Source organism: Rhodoferax sp. GT1R46, assembly GCF_056521285.1.
Genome location: NZ_JBWMBC010000001.1, coordinates 636,322 through 656,181, shown reverse-complemented (window position 1 = coordinate 656,181; position 19,860 = coordinate 636,322). Strand labels below are relative to the sequence as shown.

21 protein-coding genes are annotated in these 19,860 nt (G+C 60.2%); 10 read left to right on the top strand and 11 right to left on the bottom strand.

Annotated features, from left to right (window positions below; all coding sequences use genetic code 11):
- Nucleotides 1-75: 75 nt before the first annotated feature.
- Entirely contained in the window at nucleotides 76-927 is an 852-nt protein-coding gene (locus tag AC097W_RS03120; protein ID WP_479600855.1) for a SirB1 family protein, read from the bottom strand.
- A 19-nt stretch (nucleotides 928-946) separates the two neighbouring features.
- Nucleotides 947-2,512, bottom strand: coding sequence for a murein biosynthesis integral membrane protein MurJ (murJ, locus tag AC097W_RS03115; RefSeq protein ID WP_479600854.1), 1,566 nt, complete (start codon nucleotides 2,510-2,512; stop codon nucleotides 947-949).
- A 68-nt stretch (nucleotides 2,513-2,580) separates the two neighbouring features.
- Between murJ and rpsT the strand changes: the two genes are divergently transcribed.
- Nucleotides 2,581-2,880 carry a 30S ribosomal protein S20 gene (rpsT, locus tag AC097W_RS03110; protein ID WP_479600853.1) on the top strand — a complete coding sequence of 100 codons (300 nt, stop codon included), beginning with the start codon at nucleotides 2,581-2,583 and terminating at the stop codon, nucleotides 2,878-2,880.
- A 113-nt stretch (nucleotides 2,881-2,993) separates the two neighbouring features.
- Here the strand turns inward: rpsT and AC097W_RS03105 are convergent, their stop codons facing one another.
- Both AC097W_RS03105 and AC097W_RS03100 read right to left on the bottom strand, forming a co-directional pair.
- Nucleotides 2,994-3,299, bottom strand: a complete 306-nt coding sequence (locus AC097W_RS03105; RefSeq protein ID WP_479600852.1) for a DUF3579 domain-containing protein — start codon at nucleotides 3,297-3,299, stop codon at nucleotides 2,994-2,996.
- A 114-nt stretch (nucleotides 3,300-3,413) separates the two neighbouring features.
- Nucleotides 3,414-4,139 carry a hypothetical protein gene (locus AC097W_RS03100; RefSeq protein WP_479600851.1) on the bottom strand — a complete coding sequence of 242 codons (726 nt, stop codon included), beginning with the start codon at nucleotides 4,137-4,139 and terminating at the stop codon, nucleotides 3,414-3,416.
- A 192-nt stretch (nucleotides 4,140-4,331) separates the two neighbouring features.
- Here AC097W_RS03100 and AC097W_RS03095 point away from each other — a divergent pair, with 192 nt between their 5' ends.
- Both AC097W_RS03095 and argF read left to right on the top strand, forming a co-directional pair.
- The gene (locus AC097W_RS03095; RefSeq protein ID WP_479600850.1) at nucleotides 4,332-5,552 is read left to right on the top strand and encodes an acetylornithine/succinylornithine family transaminase; all 1,221 of its coding nucleotides are present in this window, start codon (nucleotides 4,332-4,334) and stop codon (nucleotides 5,550-5,552) included.
- Entirely contained in the window at nucleotides 5,549-6,547 is a 999-nt protein-coding gene (gene argF / locus AC097W_RS03090) for an ornithine carbamoyltransferase (protein WP_479600849.1), read from the top strand. The genes AC097W_RS03095 and argF overlap by 4 nt, the downstream gene beginning before the upstream one ends.
- Here argF and AC097W_RS03085 read toward each other — a convergent pair.
- Genes AC097W_RS03085 through AC097W_RS03070 form a run of 4 tightly spaced genes read right to left on the bottom strand, consistent with a single transcriptional unit; the run spans nucleotide 6,538 to nucleotide 9,834 of the window.
- A complete protein-coding gene (locus AC097W_RS03085) occupies nucleotides 6,538-7,290 on the bottom strand; it encodes an ABC transporter ATP-binding protein (protein ID WP_479600848.1) in 753 nt (250 codons plus the stop codon). The two genes, argF and AC097W_RS03085, sit on opposite strands and share 10 nt — an antisense overlap.
- The gene (locus AC097W_RS03080) at nucleotides 7,287-7,997 is read right to left on the bottom strand and encodes an ABC transporter permease (RefSeq protein ID WP_479600847.1); all 711 of its coding nucleotides are present in this window, start codon (nucleotides 7,995-7,997) and stop codon (nucleotides 7,287-7,289) included. The genes AC097W_RS03085 and AC097W_RS03080 overlap by 4 nt, the downstream gene beginning before the upstream one ends.
- Before the next feature lie 53 nt (nucleotides 7,998-8,050).
- Nucleotides 8,051-9,100 carry an ABC transporter substrate-binding protein gene (locus tag AC097W_RS03075; RefSeq protein ID WP_479600846.1) on the bottom strand — a complete coding sequence of 350 codons (1,050 nt, stop codon included), beginning with the start codon at nucleotides 9,098-9,100 and terminating at the stop codon, nucleotides 8,051-8,053.
- A gap of 2 nt (nucleotides 9,101-9,102) precedes the next feature.
- Nucleotides 9,103-9,834 (bottom strand): ATP-binding cassette domain-containing protein, encoded by a 732-nt coding sequence (locus AC097W_RS03070; protein ID WP_479600845.1) that lies wholly within the window; start codon nucleotides 9,832-9,834, stop codon nucleotides 9,103-9,105.
- A gap of 131 nt (nucleotides 9,835-9,965) precedes the next feature.
- On the opposite strand from AC097W_RS03070, the gene AC097W_RS03065 reads away from it, so the two are divergent.
- The 6 genes from AC097W_RS03065 (at nucleotide 9,966) to kynA (ending at nucleotide 15,643) form a co-directional block, all read left to right on the top strand.
- A complete protein-coding gene (locus AC097W_RS03065) occupies nucleotides 9,966-11,003 on the top strand; it encodes a YVTN family beta-propeller repeat protein (RefSeq protein WP_479600844.1) in 1,038 nt (345 codons plus the stop codon).
- Nucleotides 11,004-11,017: 14 nt separating this feature from the next.
- The gene (locus AC097W_RS03060; protein ID WP_479600843.1) at nucleotides 11,018-12,235 is read left to right on the top strand and encodes a type 1 periplasmic-binding domain-containing protein; all 1,218 of its coding nucleotides are present in this window, start codon (nucleotides 11,018-11,020) and stop codon (nucleotides 12,233-12,235) included.
- Entirely contained in the window at nucleotides 12,217-13,035 is an 819-nt protein-coding gene (locus AC097W_RS03055; RefSeq protein WP_479600842.1) for an ABC transporter permease, read from the top strand. The genes AC097W_RS03060 and AC097W_RS03055 overlap by 19 nt, the downstream gene beginning before the upstream one ends.
- Nucleotides 13,036-13,213: 178 nt before the next feature.
- Nucleotides 13,214-13,408: a hypothetical protein gene (locus AC097W_RS03050; RefSeq protein ID WP_479600841.1), complete on the top strand. Its 195-nt coding sequence runs from the start codon at nucleotides 13,214-13,216 to the stop codon at nucleotides 13,406-13,408.
- Nucleotides 13,409-13,498: 90 nt separating this feature from the next.
- Nucleotides 13,499-14,788 (top strand): kynureninase, encoded by a 1,290-nt coding sequence (gene kynU, locus AC097W_RS03045; RefSeq protein ID WP_479600840.1) that lies wholly within the window; start codon nucleotides 13,499-13,501, stop codon nucleotides 14,786-14,788.
- 15 nt (nucleotides 14,789-14,803) lie between these two features.
- Nucleotides 14,804-15,643 carry a tryptophan 2,3-dioxygenase gene (gene kynA / locus AC097W_RS03040; RefSeq protein WP_479600839.1) on the top strand — a complete coding sequence of 280 codons (840 nt, stop codon included), beginning with the start codon at nucleotides 14,804-14,806 and terminating at the stop codon, nucleotides 15,641-15,643.
- A 5-nt stretch (nucleotides 15,644-15,648) separates the two neighbouring features.
- Here the strand turns inward: kynA and AC097W_RS03035 are convergent, their stop codons facing one another.
- The 3 genes from AC097W_RS03035 to AC097W_RS03025 form a co-directional block, all read right to left on the bottom strand.
- Entirely contained in the window at nucleotides 15,649-16,086 is a 438-nt protein-coding gene (locus tag AC097W_RS03035) for a DUF302 domain-containing protein (protein WP_479600838.1), read from the bottom strand.
- A gap of 81 nt (nucleotides 16,087-16,167) precedes the next feature.
- Nucleotides 16,168-17,163, bottom strand: a complete 996-nt coding sequence (locus AC097W_RS03030) for a Bug family tripartite tricarboxylate transporter substrate binding protein (protein WP_479600837.1) — start codon at nucleotides 17,161-17,163, stop codon at nucleotides 16,168-16,170.
- Nucleotides 17,164-17,177: 14 nt separating this feature from the next.
- Nucleotides 17,178-18,371 (bottom strand): FAD-dependent monooxygenase, encoded by a 1,194-nt coding sequence (locus tag AC097W_RS03025; RefSeq protein ID WP_479600836.1) that lies wholly within the window; start codon nucleotides 18,369-18,371, stop codon nucleotides 17,178-17,180.
- A gap of 102 nt (nucleotides 18,372-18,473) precedes the next feature.
- Here AC097W_RS03025 and trhP point away from each other — a divergent pair, with 102 nt between their 5' ends.
- Entirely contained in the window at nucleotides 18,474-19,859 is a 1,386-nt protein-coding gene (gene trhP / locus AC097W_RS03020) for a prephenate-dependent tRNA uridine(34) hydroxylase TrhP (RefSeq protein ID WP_479600835.1), read from the top strand.
- Nucleotide 19,860 lies beyond the last annotated feature (1 nt).

The window sequence follows — 19,860 nt, the reverse complement described above, 5'->3', positions numbered from 1 at the left end:
AACACCATTTTGCTATCAAAAAAATAGCTGCATGCGCAACAGAAACGGGGGCTAGGGCCTTATTTAGTCAAAAATCTAATGCCCGGTGCGGCGCAGTTCATCCACCCGGTCAGCAATGGCATCCACATCCACCAGATCGTCGGCATGCACCAGATAGCACTCCAGGTCAGCCAGCGCCTGCTCGGTGTGCCCCAACTCCGAGTGGGCCAAACCCCGGTCACGGTATTCAGGCCACGATTCGGGCAGCAACACAATCATGCGCTCCTGAATGGCCAACAGACGCTGCCAGTCCCGCTGGTTGCGATGGATTTCTTTCAGGTTGCGCAGCATGCGCGCGATGATGTCCCGGGGTGGTGCCGTCTGCAGGTAAAGCCCCAACGGCGCCTCGAATTCATCGAGCAGGCCGCTGCGCCCGCGGTAGGGTTCCAGCCGCTCGGCCAAGTCTTCACGGCTCAGGGATTTACCACTCAGGGGGTCGATCACGGCCTGCCCCATGGGCAGGGAAACCTTCACCATGAAATGCCCGGGAAACCCGACTCCCCGCACCGACAGACCCAGCCCCTGCGCCAATTCCATCCACAGCACCGCGAGCGTAATGGGAATTCCTCGGCGCGTGTGCAACATCTCACTGATGTAGCTGTTGTCCGGGTCGTAGTAGTCGTTGGCGTTACCGCCAAATTTCAGGTCCTGAAAAAAGAACTGGTTCAGAAGGCGCAGCTTCTGGATCGGCGCGGCATCGGCCGGAATGCGCCGGCGCAGGCGCGCCTGAAGCTGGTCCACCTCGCCCAGAACGGTTTGCACGTCCAGTTCGGGATATTCATCCTGCGCAAGGCTCACGGCCGCTTCAAACAGCGCAAAGTCGCTGTCGCCGTGCACCAGCGTGGCAAAGTAATCCAACGGAGTGGGCACGTCAAAAGACAGGTTCATGTTGATCCCCCCACAAATATCAGCGGCGCAGGAACTGCCGCAAATTCAGACCGGCGGCCCACACGGCCCCCAGATACACCACCCCGGACCCCACCAGCAACAGCGCCAGCAAGCCAATGCGCTTGAGGCTCTCGCTGCGCAACTCAAGCCAGGGAAACGCCTGCGCAGCCCATAACAGATAGATCACCAGCAAGGCGCCGCCGGCCAGCACCTGCGCGATAAACACGCCCCAGCCCGGCTCCGGCCGGTAGCGCTTGCGCCAGAGCAAACCTGCCAGCAACCACAAGGCGTTGATCAATGCGCCCAAACTGATAGATAGCGACAACCCCGCATGTTTAAAGATAGGCACCAATGCCAGATTAAGCAACTGCGTAATCACCAGCACCGCCACGGCAATGCGCACCGGGGTTTTGATGTCCTGATTGGCGTAATAGCCGGGTGCCAGCACCTTGATGGCAATGATACCCACCAGACCGGCGCCCCAGCCCATGAGGGCCACGGTGGTCTGCTGCACATCGAAGTCAGTGAAAGCACCGTAGTGGTACAGCACCGCAACCAGGGGCTTGGAAAATATCAGCAGTCCGATGGAGCACGGCACCGACAACAGCACCACGATGCGCAGGCCCCAATCCAGCAGTGCCGAGTATTTTTTGGCGTCGCCCGACGCACTGGCCAAAGCCAGCTGCGGCATCAGCACCACGCCCAGTGCCACACCCAGCATTGCGGTGGGGAATTCCATGAGGCGGTCTGCGTAGGTGAGCCAGCTCACGCTTCCACTGGGCAGGTGCGAGGCAATCTGCGTGTTGATCAAGGTAGATATCTGCGCAACGCTGACGCCCAGCAGTGCGGGCACCATGAGCCGGGCCACGTTTTTGGTGCCCGGATCGGCCCAGGCGGCGCGAATGGCGGTCAGGCGCCAATCCACGCGCGGCATCAAACCCATTTTGTGCAGGGCCACAAACTGGACGGTCAACTGCAAAACTCCGCCCGCCAATACCCCCGCACACAGGGCATAAATGGGCTCCAGCCCCATGGATTTGAACCACGGTCCGCCCAGCCAGGCGGCCATAATCATGCACAGATTCAACAAGACAGGCGTGACGGCAGGCACGGCAAAGCGCTTCCAGGTATTGAGCACCCCTGCTGCCAATGCCACCATCGACATGAAGCCGATGTAGGGAAACATCCAGCGGGTCATCACTACAGCCACCTCAAAGCCCCGGGGGTTTTGCTGCAATCCACTGGCCATGGCCCAGACCAGCAGAGGCGAACCGACCACCCCCAGCACACAGGTCAGCAACAGGGCCCAAGCCAGGACCGTTGCCACACGGTCTACCAGCAAATGGGTGTTTTCCTGCCCCTGTTGCGCGCGCGTAGCGGCCAGAACCGGCACAAAAGCCTGACTGAAGGCCCCTTCGCCAAACAGGCGGCGGAAAAAGTTGGGAATGCGAAATGCCACGTTGAACGCATCCGTCATGGCGCTGGCGCCGAACGTGGAAGCAATCAGCAGTTCACGCACCAGCCCGGTGATGCGCGATGCCAGGGTCAACAGGGAGACGGTAGAGGCGGATTTGAAGAGACTCACAGGCCAAGTGTAGCTGTTACAATAGTGGGCTTTGCTGGCATCATCCTCGAACACAAGGAACTATTACTATGGCATCTGGAAAACCCAAGAAAAAGAACCCGCGCCTTGCGTCGGGCCGTAAGCGCGTCCGTCAGGACGTCAAAATCAATGCAGCAAACACTTCTTTGCGTTCCAAGTACCGTACTGCGGTCAAGAACGTCGAGAAAGCAGTTATTGCCGGCGACAAGACAAAAGCCGCAGAACTGTTTGCGAAAATGCAAGCCGTGGTTGACACCGTGGCTGACAAAGGCATTTTCCACAAAAACAAGGCAGCACGCGACAAGAGCCGTTTGGCTACCAAGGTGAAAGCCTTGGCACTCGCAGCCTAATTTTTAGGCAAAAAGCACGCGCAGGGTCTTTAAAAACTCCGCGCGCCGTTTTGTAAGGGTGCGCTGCCAGCAAAGCAAAAATGCCGTTCAACTGAACGGCTTTTTTGTTTCTGCTACTGGTGAACAGGACGGGTTTCGCTGACCTGCAATTCGTTGTCTTTGGCAAAGTTCAGACAAAAATCCCACGCCATCACGTCATATTCACGCAGATCGGGGTGGACGATCACACACTTCACCTGGCCGATGGACGTTGGTACGCACCAGGGTGAATACCCCAGATGGCTGCCAGGTTGTGGGCCGCCAGGACGAAACTGGCTCATCACCCCCGCCAAACGCTCGGCCCAGTCGCTGGGGCGAAACGTCTTGCCTTGTCGGGTCAAACCCAGAATGTATAGCTCTTTGGAAGGTGTGGAAGCCATCGGATAGATGTTGGTCGCCGCGGCTGGTTTGCTGCAGCAATGGTATTGCTGCGCCGCAATACGATTCTATCTGACACCGCCTCCACTTTGCTGACACCCTCTCAGCGCGCGGCCTCAACCAAACTTCACAAACATCTTGCTGTACGCCCCCTTCAGCTTGCCGATAGCCGCTTTAACTGCCGCAGCATCTTGCGCCAGCAAGACCGCCTTCAGGTCAGCCACCGATCGCTGAACGGCATTAAGTTGCGCTTTGAACTCCGCATTTGCGACGTAGTCAGCCGGCGCCTGCGTGTCCAGCTGCCGAGCCAGATACTCCAGTGCACCGGTTTGTGCGGTGAGCTCCAGCAATCCCCTGGGTTGGTCAATCAATTTGACACCGTCCATCAATACGCGCTCCATTTGAGCGTGATAGGCATTCATATGGTCGCTGTACACGATCACATTGTTGCGGTGGCGCAGCCCGGCCATCACTTCGCGCGCATGCTCCAGAGTTTCGTGGGCGGCAGCGAGCTGGTTTTTGCTAATTTCATCCGCCGCTTTGGCATACACGCGGGCTACTTCGGCAAGCGACGCCGCGAATCCGGTGTCCCGGTCATAGGGCGCAGCCGGCTTACTGCCAAACTGGCTGATGATCTGCGTCCATGCCGCCTGTGCCTGACCGATCACCTGCTGCGAATCGGCTTGTGATCCTGTATTCGTCTTGAACAACGCGGCGCGGTAAGGTGCATAGGCCTGTTGCAAGGCATCGGTGACCGGGTCTGCGGCCCACAGGGAGGCGCTCGCAGCGAGTGACAGAGCCAATACAAGAGTGCGCGGAGTGAGGGTGGTGCGAAGCAGCATGAAAGCCTCCATATAAGTCCGGACTTAAATGCAAATATTAAACGGTTTGTGTTAACCGGCGGTGAAGCCCCAACGCATAGGCCCACCGACGGCCGATGGCCCTAGAATCACGGTTCAACGGCCCAACCCGCCCGGATCTGCCCGGGCTCGCATTGGGCCGACTTGTTTTTGAGCCAAAACTGGAGCCTTTACATGACCGCCGCCACGTCCCCTGCCACGCCGTCTTCACCCCACGTGATGAACACCTATGGACGCCTGCCCATTGCACTTTCGCATGGCCAGGGTTGCCGCGTATGGGATGTGAATGGCCGCGAGTACCTGGACGCTCTGGGTGGTATAGCCGTCAACACCGTGGGGCACAACCACCCCAAACTGGTAGCCGCCCTGCAGGATCAGGTGACCAAGCTGATCCACACGTCCAACTACTACCACGTACCCCTCCAGGAAGAGCTGGCTCGCCTTCTGGTGGAGCGCTCGGGAATGACCAATGTGTTCTTCTGCTCAACCGGGCTGGAGGCCAATGAAGCAGCGCTGAAACTGGCACGCAAGTTCGGCCACGACAAAGGTATTGAGCGTCCGGAGATCGTGGTGTACGAGAAGGCCTTTCATGGTCGCAGCATTGCCACACTCAGCGCTACCGGTAACCCCAAGGTACAGGCCGGCTTTGGCCCGCTGGTGGAAGGTTTTATCCGGGTACCGATCAACAACATCGACAGCCTGAGAGCGGCCACCGCCAACAACCCCAATGTGGTGGCCGTTTTCTTTGAAGCCATTCAAGGCGAAGGTGGCGTCAACCCCATGCACATGGACTACCTGCGCGACGTGCGCGCCCTGTGCGATGCGAACGACTGGCTGCTGATGATTGATGAGGTGCAATGCGGCATGGGCCGCACCGGCAAGTGGTTTGCGCACCAGTGGGCCGGTATCCAGCCCGACGTCATGCCGCTGGCTAAAGGCCTGGGCTCGGGGGTGCCCGTAGGTGCGGTAGTCGCTGGTCCCAAAGCCGCCCACATTTTTGCGCCAGGCAACCACGGCAGTACTTTTGGCGGCAACCCCTTGTCCATGCGCGCCGGGGTGGAAACCATCCGCATCATGGAAGAAGAAGGTCTGATGGCCAACGCAGCCCGCGTGGGCGCCCACCTGAAAGCTGCGCTGCAAACAGCATTGGCAACCGAGCTGGCAAGTGGTGCAGTCAAAGACATCCGTGGCGAGGGCTTGATGCTGGGCGTGGACCTTTCCAAACCCTGCGGCGCACTGGTACAACAGTGTGCGGACAACGGCCTGCTGATCAGCGTAACGGCTGACACGGTCATTCGCCTGGTACCACCGCTGATTCTGACCACGTCCGAGGCTGACCAGATCGTGGCCATTCTGTGCCCGCTGATATCCAGTCTATTGAAGGATGCGGCATGAGCACCGCATCCAAAGCCATCGCAAAAGCCACCGTAAAAGGCATTCCCAGCACCGTTCCCACCGGTGCGCCGCCTGTCAGGCACTACCTGCAATTCGCTGACTTCAGCACCGAAGAGTACGGCTACCTGCTGGAACGCGCCGCCTTCATCAAGGCCAAGTTCAAAACCTTTGAGCGCCACCACACGCTGGTGGACCGCACGCTGGCGATGATTTTCGAGAAAGCCTCGACCCGCACCCGTGTGAGCTTTGAGGCCGGCATGTACCAGCTGGGTGGCAGCGTGGTGCACCTGACGACCGGGGACAGCCAGCTGGGCCGCGCAGAGCCGATTGAAGACTCCGCCCGCGTCATCAGTCGCATGACCGACATCGTGATGATCCGCACCTACGAGCAAACCAAGATCGAGCGCTTCGCAGCGCACTCGCGCGTGCCGGTCATCAATGGCCTGACCAACGAGTTTCACCCCTGCCAGATCCTGGCAGACATCTTCACCTACATCGAGCACCGTGGCCCCATTGCAGGCAAGACCGTGACCTGGGTGGGCGATGGCAACAACATGGCCAACACCTGGTTGCAGGCAGCGGCACTGTTGGGCTTTCACTTGCGCGTGAGCACGCCAACCGGCTATGAACTGGATGAGAAAGTGGCCGTTACCCCCCGTGGAATGGGCGCAGGCAGCTATAAAACTTATAGCAACCCGCTAGAGGCGTGTACCGGTGCCGATCTGGTCACCACCGATGTCTGGACCAGCATGGGCTATGAGGCCGAAAACGAGGCACGGCGTACTGCGTTCGCGGCCTGGTGCGTCGATGCCAAAATGATGGCGGTGGCCAAGGCCGACGCCCTGTTTATGCACTGCCTGCCCGCCCACCGGGGGGAAGAAGTGGCCGCCGACGTAATCGATGGACCACAGTCAGTCGTCTGGGATGAAGCCGAAAACCGCATGCATGTGCAGAAAGCGCTGTTGGAATACCTGCTAGTGGGACGTCAGGAGTAGAGGACTCCGCTCAGGATCCGCGGGTATTGTGCAAGCAGGGCGTCATGCATTGCCTGCACCGCCGCGTCCTCTATGGCGCGCGGCTTCTTCAAAACGACCGGGTAATCCAGAATGACCGTGGACGGCCCGGCCGAGAGAAACAAAACGCGATCCGCCAGACTGAGCGCCTCGCGCAGACTGTGGGTAACAAACAGCACGGTAGGCTGGGTCCGTTCACACAGGTCGTGCAGCAGAGTTCGGAGCTGCTGCGCTGTGGGGGCATCCAGAGACTGAAACGGTTCGTCCATCAGCAGCACATCCGGTTTGACAATGAACGCGCGCAGCAAAGCCACCCTGCGCTGCATTCCACCCGATAGCTGACCAGGAAACAGCTGGGCACAGTCCGGCAAGCCCACCCGTTCCAGCCAATGCTGCAGTGGCACCGTTTGCCGCGCACGCGTGGCCGCTGGCAGAACCAACTCCAGATTTTGCTGAACGGTTAGCCAGGGCATCAGGCGCGGCTCCTGAAACATAAAGCCAATTCTGGGGCGCCCGCCGGGCAAACCTTCGGTGTCAAAACTGACCTGCCCCTCCATCTGAAGGTCCAGTCCGGCTATCAGGTTGAGCAACGTGGTCTTGCCCGACCCGGAGGGCCCCACAAGAGCGACGAACTCTCCCGGCTGAACACCAAAGGACAAATTCTCAATGGCGCAGCAGCCATTGGGATACGTCTTCTTGCGAATGTTCACCAACAGGGGCTTCATGGACGCCACCGGTTCAAACGCGTTTCAAGCGGGCGTAGAAACAGCGCCTCAATAGCAAAAATCACCAACGCGAACGCCAGCGTGTAGGCAAGGATTCCCGTGATATTAAAAAAATGAAACAGGCTGCCAATTTGAAAACCGACGCCGTCACTGCGCCCCAAAAGCTCTACCACCAGCACAATTTTCCAGATCAACGCCAGCCCGTTGCGGGCTGAACCCAGCAGGTACGGCGTGAGTTGGGGCAAATACACTTTGAAAAAAGTGTCCCAGCGCGAAAGGCGATAGACCCGTGCCACTTGCAGCAGGCTTTGGTCGACTGCACGGGCACCTTCGCGCAAGCTGATGGCAACGACCGGAACTTTGTTGAGCGTGACCGCCAGCACAGCGGCTGCTTCCGACAGGCCAAACCAGATGTAACAAAGGATGATCGTTACCAAGGCCGGTATGTTCAGGCCAAGAATCAGAAAATTATCGAGTAGACAATCCCAGCCTTTGTACCGCCCCATCAACAAGCCCAAGGCAATGCCGATGAGCATGGCGGCGGTAAAACTGATCGCCACCCGGCGCAATGTCATCCCCAGATGAAACAGCAGGTCACCGGTTTGAATCTCTTGCCACAGGGTGGTTAAAACCGCGCTGGGGGGCGGCAGTGTCTTACTTTCCAGCGCTGACGCTGCTATTTGCCAGATGCACAAAAAAAGCAGCATCGGAAGAACGCGGACCCAACGCCCTCGCACCCGTTCTCCGAATCGTTTGAACGTCAGTTGCGTGCTGGCAACACGAACCCGGGCCAAAAGGTGCCGCTCGCCAGGGTCTTCGATTTCCCCACCAGCTTCTCACCGCCGGTATCCGCCAAAATTTTGAACGTGGCGCTGACCGCAGCCATGGTGTCCTGATCCGAACAGACAGGAATGCCCGCGCGGTATCTGTCACGCAGCTCCCGGAACACGGCGTCGTTTTCAGCGCGCATCCTGGGCCGGATCAGGTCCCACTGTGCATCGGATTTGGCCAACAGGTTTTTTGCTTCATACGACGCGGTCAAAAAGCCCTTGACCGCTTCTGCATTGGCGTTAGCCCAATCTTCGCGGAACACCCAGCCGATCAGCGGTATCGGCTTGTCTATTCCGAGGCCTCTGAGAATTTCAGGCACTTCAATGAGCGGACGCATGCCCGCCGTTTCCAGCCGGGCCGCATAGTTCCAGAAGTTGAGAACGGCATCCACTTGCCCCCGCAACGCCAGTTCGTTCAGCAGCGGCGGCGCGGCATAGCTTGGCTGGGTGTATTGCGTCAAATCCACTCCAAGCTTGCGTTGCGCATACGCACGCAACAGAAGCCAGGTCTTGTCGGATGGCCCTCCCGCCACTCCCAGCTTTTTCCCCTGCAGGTCGGCCAGCTTCCTGATGCCGCTGTCGGACTTGACCATGACGGAGCCCACGGCATTGGAATACGGCGCAAAGGTGAACCGGTTCGACTCTGCGCGCTGTCGGGTGACCCATATCCAGTCAGAAACAATCATATCGACAGCACCCCCCTGCAGAGCAATAGTCGACGCATCACCCGATGCAAGCGGAACTATTTTCAAATCAACGCCGTGCTTCTTTGCGAGCTGGCGGCTTTGGATGACTTCCAGCTCCCAGTTCACCGTGCCGAACTCGAGAATACCGACCCGCAGAGGCAACAAGGGCTTCTCTGTTGCATGGAGAACTGTCAGTGTGAACACCAACAGCGCTGTGATCCAGATCCGGCGGTACAAGCGTGAGCGCAGGGGGCCGCTCCATCCAGGGAAAGTGATGGATCGAACGAGTTTCATACCTATTCCGGACTCAGTGCTTTGAGCAATTCTTCATGCAGGTCGTTACCCGTCGTCTGGGCCATGAAATCGTCCACGGAACCGACAAAACGCACAACACCTTTGCTCAGCAAAATCAACCGGTCGGCCACTTTGATTTCTTCCACCAGATGGGTGGCCCACAATACCGCAACACCATGGCTGCCCGTGAGACCGCGCACCGTAGTCAAAAGCTGTTGACGGGATGCTGGGTCCAGGCCCACAGTGGCCTCATCCATCAAAAGCACCTTGGGTTGATGCAACATGGCGCGCACCAGCTCAACCTTGCGACGCGTACCGCCCGACAGGTTGCGCACGACGCTATCGGCCTGTTCCGCCAACCCCATTGTTCCCAGCCCGCTGGCAATACGCTGACGGGCCAGCATGCGCGGCATGCCATGCAGGTCAGTGTGAAACAGGAGATTGGCCCGCACAGTCAAATCCAGGTCCAGCGCGCTTTGCTGGAACACCACACCCAGACCAGCCAGCGCCCGACTGGCATGGGTGCGCATGTCATGACCCAACACCTGTATCTGGCCCTTGTCCGGACTGAATAATCCAGTGAGAAGTTGCAGCAAAGTGGATTTGCCCGCACCATTGGAGCCCAGCAAAACCACCATTTCATCCGCATGCAATTCCACGCTGACACCGCTGAGCGCGGGTTTTCCCGAGTAGGACTTGTACAGGTCTTTCGCATTCAACAAAATATCGGTCATAACTGACTACGGGAGGGCCGCAATGGTGGAGTGAGGATTTGCATGTTTATTCTAGACAGCGTTGTAACATCTCGCGGAGCCTGACGGTGTTGAATCACTGTTCCAAAAATGCCAAACACGAGACACCACCCATGAAACCTATGCAAGCTGCAGGCCAGAGAATGGCAGCCATCAATTCCTCCCCCCGGCTTCAGTCGTTGTTACGTAGCGTTTTGGTGGCCTTGCTGGCTGTGTGGAGCAGCGTGGTCATGGCGCAGCCGTCCACAGGCGGCCGGGTTTATGTATCCAGTGAGAAAGACAACAATATCTACGTTTTCGATCTCGATGGAAAGCGGCTCTCCGCCGTTGAGGTGTGTCAGCGACCGCGCAACATGATGTTTGCCGCCAACAGCAAGCAGATCTACGTGACCTGCGGCGACAGCAACCAGCTGGGCGTAGTGGATATTGCCAGCGGAAAAATGGTGGGCAATGTGCCGGTTGGCGACAGCCCTGAAATGTTTGACCTCAGCCCGGACGGCAAAACTGCTTATGTAACGATTGAGGAGGAAAGCGGCATGTCGGCCTACAACCTGGAGACCAAGGCCAAGTTGTTCGATGTAAAAACGGGTGGCCAACCCGAGGGCATTCTGGTCATGCCCGACGGAAAGCACGCCTATGTGACATCCGAGGTTGCCAACGTGGTACACCTTGTTGACTTGGCGCAGCACAAGGTGATCAAAAACATCCGCGTCGGCAAGCGCCCGCGCCGCTTTGTACTTGCGGCAGGTGGCAAGGAGTTGTGGGTTACCAATGAGTTGGGGGCCAGCGTCAGTGTGGTCAGCACGGAAGACCAAAACGTCAAACACACGCTGGAGTTCAAGATCAAAGGCATGCGGGCTTCTGACATCACACCCGTAGGCATGACCCTCAGCCCGGACGGAAAAACCGTATGGATCGGTTTGGGCCGCGCCAACCATGTGGCCGAAGTCGACGTGGTAAGCCGCCAGGTGAAGCGCCAAATTCTGGTTGGAAAGCGCGCATGGGGCCTCACCATGCACCCCAACGGCCAGACTTTGTATGTAGCCAACGGCCTGTCGGACGACATGACTCTGATTGACACGGCCTCCGGCAAAGCGTTGCGCACCGTACCCGCAGGCCGAGTACCGCACAGCATCCTGGTGCAACCCTGATGGCGTGCAAGCCAATGAATGAACGCCTCCGGAGCGCAGCACTTCGGTGGAGTCGGGTGTGGGCTCTGGCCTGGCTGGGAGCCAGCACGGTAGTGGCACACGCAGCATCCAGCAAGAATGTCACCGTGGCGGTCATTTCATTGGCCAACGATGCACGCTACGCCCCGCGCCGTCTTGAACGGGCCTACCCCGGGCACCCCCAAGGGCGGGCTCTGGACGCCGTGAAACTGGCCGCTGAAGATTCCGCAATGGAGTTGCAGACCGCGGGTCTGGAGTTGACCGTTCGTGACATTGTGCTTCCCGACATGCAGGCATTGCCAAAAATACTGGCTGACCTCAAGGCCCAGCACGTGCAGCACCTGATTGCCGACCTGCCGGCCACCGAGTTGCGCCAGCTGGTGCTCTCTGCTCCTGCGGCCTTGGGCGGAGCCATCGTGTTCAACACAGGCCTGGATGACGATGCCCTGCGTGCCGAGCAATGTGCAGCCCACTTGCTGCACACTTACCCGAGTCGCCAAATGTTTTCAGACGCGTTGGCTCAGTACCTGGCCGCGCGCTCCTGGCGCAAAGTACTGATGCTGCAGGGACCTTTGGCGGGTGACCAGTTGCAAGCCGATGCCATGAACCGATCAGCGCGCCGCTATGGGCTCACCATCACGCAGACGCGCCCCTTCAAGCTCTCCACCGATCCACGCGACCGCGATCTCGCCAACAACCGTCTGTTGACCGGTGACCGGGAACACGAAGTCGTGGCCATCATGGACAGCCAGGGCGAGTTCGCCCGGACCCTGCCTTACGCCACCCAGTGGCCTCGCCCGGTCGTTGGCGCCAATGGACTGGTCGCAACGGCCTGGCATCCCCAATGGGATCGCAGCGGTGGACCCCAGATTTCACGGAGCTTTCAACGCCTGGCCAAGCGCCCGATGCAGAGCGCCGACTGGGCTGCCTGGGCAGCGGTCAAAGCGGTGGCAGCGGTGCTGGTGGACGACCCCCGTGCGATCATCGCCCAACAGCTCAAAGCCCTGCGCAGTGGCGCGGTTTATTTTGATGGATTCAAGGGCCCTCGGTTGTCATTTCGACCCTGGGACGGCCAGTTGCGCCAACCCCTGTTCCTGAGCCACGTTGACGGTGTGGTGGGCATCGCGCCGCTTGACGGCGTGCTCCACCCCACCGAGGTAATGGACACGCTTGGCGTGGACGAGAAGGAAAGTAAATGCAAGCAACGCCCTTGAGCCTGCACATTGCCCGGGCCATGCGTGCAGTGGTTGGCCGCGAAATACGCAAGTTTTTGCGACAACCCTCGCGACTGGGCTCCGCTCTGGTGCGCCCCCTGCTGTGGTTCGTGGTTTTTTCGGCAGGCTTTAACAATGTTTTTGGCGTTTCCATTGTCCCCCCCTACGAGACCTATGTGGAGTATCAGGTGTACATGGTGCCGGGGCTTTTGGGCATGGTGGCCTTGTTCAACGGCATGCAAAGTTCGCTGTCAATGGTGTATGACCGTGAAATGGGCGTGATGCGACTGCTGCTAACCGCCCCCCTGCCCCGCGGCTGGTTGCTGGCCTTCAAGCTGATGGGTGGAACCAGCCTGTCCGTACTGCAAATGGTCGTTTTTCTGGTGATTGCATGGGCTTTTGGCGTGCGCTTCGAGTTGCGGAACCTGCCGTTATTGTTCCTTGCCATGCTGAGCGGAGCCACCTTGCTGGCTGCCTTGGGACTGGTGTTGTCGGTGTACATCAAACAACTGGAGAATTTTGCAGGCACCATGAACTTTGTGATTTTTCCGATGTTCTTCATCAGCCCGGCGCTGTATCCCTTGTGGAAACTCGAAGAGTCTGGGGCGTGGTGGCTGCTGACCCTGGCGCAGTGGAACCCTTTCACGCATGCAGTGGAGGCGATCCGCTTCGCCATGTACGGCCAGGTCAACGGTCTGTCCTGGGCTGTCGTCATCGCGGGGACGTGCCTGTTTTTTGGACTCGCATGGTGGGGCTATGACCCACAGCGCGGGTGGATCAAACAACGCGGGGCGGCCTGAACTCACATCAGATGGACTTCGGGTGGGGAGGCTGCTGCGACGACAGCACCGGTACTGCAGCGTGCATGGGTGGTAATCTTCGTCCCCCAAGGCAACGGTTGAACCTGAGTCCGTTGACCTGAACCTCCACTACTATTTTTTGCCGAAGCAAACATTTAACACGGCAATCGGAACAAGCATGAAAAAGAACAACGAACCCAAGGTGTGGGTCACCGTCGTGAAACTGGTGTTGGGGGCGGTCATTCTCATCGGCGGGGTGGGCCTCGCGCTGTGGTTTGCCGCGCGCGACGAAATGCAGGGCACGGCACCCAGGGCCTCCTCATCAGACTCCTGGGGCATCACCCATGACTCTCCCACGCGCATGAAGCGCTAATACCATTCGATTTTCCAGGTGTTGGAAATAACCGACACCACACGGTTTTGAGCGGTGTTACCTTCGCGGCCAGCCAAGAAAAGGACCGCCATGATCACCCTGCAAGACTGCCAACAGCGCGACACCGCAGACCCGCTGCGCTCCCTGCGCGACCTGTTCTCCGTTCCCGTTGGCGTTATTTATCTCGACGGCAACTCACTGGGCGTCATGCCCAAAACAGCCGCAGCACGCGCTGCCGAGGTGGTGACCCAGGAGTGGGGCCAGGGCCTGATCCGATCCTGGAACACTGCCGGCTGGTTTAATCTGCCGCAGCGGCTGGGCAACCGCATTGCGCCGCTGATCGGTGCGGGTCAGGACGAAGTGGTGGTCACCGACACCACCTCCATCAACCTCTACAAAGTACTGTCCGCAGCGCTCTCCATTGCTGCGCAGTATGCGCCCCAGCGCCGCGTTATCGTGAGCGAGCGGAGCAACTTCCCGACCGATCTGTACATTGCCGAAGGCCTGTGCAAGGAACGGGGCTACACACTGAAACTGGTGGAACCCCACGAGATTGCCGCCGCCCTGACGCCCGATGTGGCGATCTTGATGCTCACCCATGTGAACTACCGCACCGGCGCCATGCACGACATGACCGCGGTGACCGCTGCTGCCCATGCTGCCGGCGCTTTGACGGTGTGGGACCTGGCACACAGCGCGGGTGCCGTACCGGTAAACCTGCGCGGCGCTGGCGCCGATTTTTCCATTGGCTGCGGCTACAAATACCTCAACGGGGGCCCTGGCGCCCCGGCCTTCGTGTGGGTGAACCCCCAGCATGCCGACCGGTTCTGGCAGCCCCTGTCCGGCTGGTGGGGCCACGCAGCGCCCTTTGAATTCACCCCCGATTACCAGCCCGCACCCGGCATCACCCGCTACCTGTGTGGCACCCAACCGATTGTCAGCCTGTCCTTGCTGGAATGCGGGCTGGACGGATTCAAAGCCTCCGAAGCAATGGGCGGCATGGCGGCATTGCGCGCCAAATCGCTCGCCTTGACGGACCTTTTCATTGCGCTGGTGGAAGAACGCTGCCAAGGCTTTGGCCTGGGTCTGGCCACACCGCGCGAACACGCCCAACGCGGCTCACAAGTCTGCCTGACGCGTGAGCACGCAGTGGGTGGATCGGGGGCCTTTGCCATCGTGCAAGCCTTGATCGCACGCGGTGTGATTGGCGACTACCGCGCAGGCGACGGCGGTGTGCACAAGGACATCCTGCGTTTTGGCCTGACACCGCTATACATCGGCTATGAAGACGTGTGGAACGCGGTGGAGCACCTGCGCTTGGTGCTGGAAACCAAAGAATGGAAGCAGCCCCAGTTCAACCAGAAACACGCGGTGACCTGAAAGGCAAAGCCAACCATGACCACACCCGAAAACATCGTTGCCGAAGAAAAGGCCCAGCTCGATTTCAGCAAGAGCATGAGCTATGGCGACTACCTGCAGATCGACACCATCCTGTCGGCCCAAAAGCCCCTCTCGCCTGCGCATGACGAGATGCTGTTCATCATCCAGCACCAGACCAGCGAGCTGTGGATGAAACTGATGCTGCATGAGCTGGGGGCCGCTATCGCGTGCATTCGCAACGACGAACTCGGCGCGGCTTTCAAAATGCTGGCGCGCGTCAGCAAGATCATGGAGCAGCTCGTACACGCCTGGGACGTGCTGGCCACTATGACCCCGCCGGAGTACAGCGCCATGCGGCCGTATTTGGGCCAGTCCAGCGGCTTTCAGAGCTTTCAATACCGCTGTATCGAGTTTTCACTGGGCAACAAAAACGCCACCATGCTCAAGCCCCACGCCCATGCGCCTGCGCGGCTGGCGCTGGTGCAGGCAGCCTTTGAGGCGCCCTCCCTCTACGACGAGGCCTTGCGCCTGCTGCAGCGCCGTGGCCTGAGCCTGCCCACCAGCCACACCCAGCGCGACTGGACCCAACCCTATGCCGCGAGCACCGAGGTCGAGCAAGCCTGGCTGCAGGTCTACCGTAACCCCCAGGAGCACTGGGACCTGTACCAACTGGGCGAAGAACTCACCGATCTGGAAGACGCCTTTCGCCTGTGGCGCTTTCGCCATGTGACAACGGTCGAGCGCGTGATTGGCTTCAAACGTGGCACCGGTGGCACGGGCGGGGTGAGCTACTTGCGCAAGATGCTCGATGTGGTGCTGTTCCCCGAGATCTGGAGCCTGCGCACCGAGTTATGAGGGAGTCAGGCCACCAGTGCTGACCGTACTTTCTCCAGGCGACTGCGCACCTCGGTAGCGACCTTTGCCACTTCCGGGTCGTCGGTCATCTGCATCACGGCGACCGGATCCATGAAGCCGACGGTCTGGTTGCCGTTGTCCTCCGCCCGCACAATCACGTTGCAAGGCAACAGGAGTCCGATGTCTGGTTGGGCCGTCAGTGCGCGATGCGCCAAGGGCGGATTGCACGCCCCAAGAATGCGGTAGGCGGGCACATCGATGTTGAGCTTGGTTTTCATCGTCGCCTGGACGTCAATGTCCGTCAGCACACCGAAGCCTTCGGTCTTGAGCGCGTCGGTAACCCGGGTGACCGCATCGGCAAAGGTCAGACCCTTCAAGGTGCAATAAAAACCGTATCCGGCACCTTGTGGTGTAACGGCAGGGGATGCATTCGCGGCGTTCATATTTCTTCCTTCATGGTGTGCGCTATTTTTGGCGCATACCCATCATCGATGCATGCCGGGCCCGCGTCAACCCGGGCCCATTCACTCCATCGTGATCTTTTGCTGTGCAATCACGGCACCCATGGCGGCGGTGTCTTGCCGAATGCGAATGGCCAGCCCTTCGGGCGACGAGCCCACCGCCTGCCAGCCCTGGCTGAACAGCTTCTGGCGCATGTCGGGGCTGCGCACGATCTCGCTGATGAGCGCCGACAAACGGGCCACGACCGGTTTGGGCATGCTGGCCGGCGCGGCCACCGCGTTCCAGATTTCCAGCTCGAACCCCTGCACACCGGCGTCTGACAGGCTGGGTAGCTCAGGCACCAGCGTGCTGCGGCCGGCTGAGGTCACACCAATGGCCTTGAGCCTGCCCGCCTTCACCTGCGCCATGCTCAGTCCGGGCGGCAACAGGGCCAGCTGAATCTGGCCACCCATCATGGCGTTCATGACCTGTGGGTTGCCGGCGTATGGCACATGCACCGGGGTCAGGCCCGTGCGGGCCTTCAGCATTTCCATGCCCAGGTGCGCCACGGTGCCCTGACCCGGCGAACCATAACTCCACGTATCTCCCGCTTGCAGACCGGCCTTGATGAAATCCCTGGGTTGGCCGGTGTAGCTGGCGGGCACCACCAGCACCAAGGGCGCAGTGCCTACCAATGCAATGGATGCCAGATCCCTGACCGGGTCGTAAGGGGTTTTGGGGTTGAGCAAGCGGGCAATAGTGAGGTTGCCATTGATCATCAAGCCCAGCGTGTGATCGTCGGTCGCTTTGGCCACCAGATCGGCGGCAATGTTTCCGCCCGCGCCCGGCCGGTTGTCCACAATCACCGGCTGACCCAGCGCTTTGCTCAGGGGTTCTGCCAGTGCGCGGGCGGTCAGGTCGGGGCTGGATCCACCGGGAAAGCCCACGATGATCCGGATCGGCTTGGTCGGCCAGACCGCCACTTTGGCAGCCGGCTGTGCCAGTGCCGTGCACACGGGTGCCAGCGTGATGGCCACGGTAACGGCCAGGCCGCCCAGGGTTAGCAGTTTGCGTCGCACGTTCAATGTCCCGTTCAGGGTAGTTCTCCAGCACCCGGGCCTCGATACAGCCACGGCACGTCGAGCAAGCGCTCGCCCAGCAGCCGCATGGACAGGTCACGGCCCCAGCGAAACGGCCCCCTGGCATGAAAAATTTTACCGTTGCGGATGGACCGCGCCTGCACCCGCGCATTGCGCTGCCAGCGCTGCTGCGCATAGCGCTCCAGGCGCTGTGTCATGGGCATATCCGATGGCGTCAGCACCTGCTGCAGGCACGCTGCGTCTTCAATCGCCATGCCAGCGCCCTGCGCCATATAGGGCCGCATGGGATGGGCCGCATCGCCCAGCAGCGCCACCCGGCCCTGGGCCTGCTCGCGTGCGCCACGCATAGGCGGGCGATCACACAGCGGCCACAGGCGCCATTGCTCGATGGCACCGATCAGGTCCCGCAACGGACTGCAGGTGGACGCCAGTGCGGCGTAAATATCCAGGGCATTGGCATTGTGGTCCCAGTCCTCCATGCTGCCAGCCACACGACCCTGCACGATAGCGACCACATTGAGCCACTGCCCGCGGCGCACCGGGTACTGAACCACATGCATTCGGGGCCCTAGCCAGACCGTGATGTGCTGGCTGCGCAGCCTCTCAGGCAAGTCCACCTGCGCCACCATGGCCCGATAGGCCAGATGACCCGTTACACGTGGCCTGGCGTCATTCAGCAGCTGTTGGCGTACCCGGCTCCACAGCCCGTCTGCGCCCACCAGTGCATCTGCTTGCAGCATCCTCCCATCCAGCGACTGCACATGCACGCCGTCATCGGTCTGAACAAAAGACTGCAGCCCCTGATTCAGGTGCAGTTGCACCTCGGGCTGCTGCTGCACCGCCTTGAGCAGCACTTGGTGCATATCGGCCCGGTGAATGGTGGCATAGGGTGCGCCATAGAGCGTGCGGGTGCGCTCACCCAGGCGCAGCCGCCCCAGCTCGGCGCTCGTGGCCGCACTGCGCACCTGCAGCAGTTCGGGATAAGCCGCTACCCGGCTCAATGCTTGCCCCAGTCCCCAGTCGTGCAGCACCCGCACCACGTTCGGACCCAGCTGAATGCCCGCTCCCACCTCGGCGAATGCGCTGGCTTGCTCCAGCAATTGGACCGGCCAGCCGGCCCTGGAGCAGGCCAGCGCGGTGGCCAAGCCGCCGATGCCGCCACCGGCAATTAAGATTTGTCGAGACATGGCGCCATTGTCCGGCAAATAAATCTGCAACTCTTGACTTGCGTCAGATCTCGGTAACCGCCCGGACCGGCGAGACGCCTGCGCTGCGGGACAATCCTGCCCATGAGCCTCAAGAAACCTGAACTGCTGCTGCCCGCCGGGTCGCTGGACAAAATGCGCGCCGCTTTCGACTTTGGCGCCGATGCCATCTACGCCGGCCAGCCCCGGTACTCGCTGCGCGCGCGCAACAACGAATTCAGGCTGGAACAGATCGAAACCGGCATCCAGGAGGCCCACGCCCGGGGCAAGAAGTTCTTTGTTACCAGCAACCTGCTGCCGCACAACGACAAGGTGCGCACCTACCTGCGCGATATCGAACCCGTGATTGCCATGCGTCCTGACGCACTCATCATGGCCGACCCCGGCCTGATCATGATGGTGCGTGAAGGCATGGACAAGGGCAACCTGAACGATGTACCGATTCACCTCTCAGTACAGGCCAACACGGTCAACTATGCGGCAGTCAAGTTCTGGCAAAAGGTGGGCGTTACGCGCATCATTTTGTCGCGCGAATTGAGTCTGGACGAGATCGAGAAAATCCGCCAGGAATGCCCCGATGTGGAGTTGGAAGTGTTCGTTCACGGTGCGCTGTGCATTGCCTACTCGGGCCGCTGCCTGCTCTCGGGCTACTTCAACCGGCGCGACTCCAACCAAGGCACCTGCACCAACGCCTGCCGCTGGAACTACAGCACCCAGCCAAGCAGCGAGGACCCCCACACCGGAGAGGCAATTGCAGTCCAGATGGACACCGGCTTCAACTTCAATGAAGCCCAGCAAGAGGCCGAGTCCGCGTTTGCAGCCTGTGGCGGCAGTGCGCGCCACCCCGAGGCCGACAAGGTGTACCTGCTGGAGGAAGCCGGCCGCCCCGGCCAGCTCCTGCCCATCATGGAAGACGAGCACGGCACCTACATCATGAACAGCAAGGACCTGCGCGCCGTGGAGCACGTGGAACGGCTGGTCGAGATTGGTGTGGACTCACTCAAGATCGAAGGCCGCACCAAGAGCCTGTACTACGTGGCCCGCACTGCGCAAACCTACCGCCGCGCGATTGACGATGCGGTGGCCGGCAAGGCGTTTAACCCGGAGCTGATCACCGAACTGGAAGGTCTGGCCAACCGCGGCTTTACCAGTGGTTTTCTGGAGCGCCGTCCGTCACAGGACTACCAGAACTACGAGACCGGTCACTCCGACATCGGCCACAGCCATTTTGTGGGTGAGGTGCGGGGCGTGAGCGACGGCTGGGCCGAGGTGGAAGTAAAAAACAAGTTTCTGGTGGGCGACCAGATCGAGGTCATTCACCCCAGCGGCAACCACACCGTCACATTGGAGCAGATGTGCAATCTGGAGGGCGAGGCCATCACGGTGGCGCCCGGCAGCCCGCTGCAGGTGCGCATTCCGCTGGAAGCGCGCTACGCTGGCGCGCTGCTGGCGCGGCGGATGCCCGCCTGAT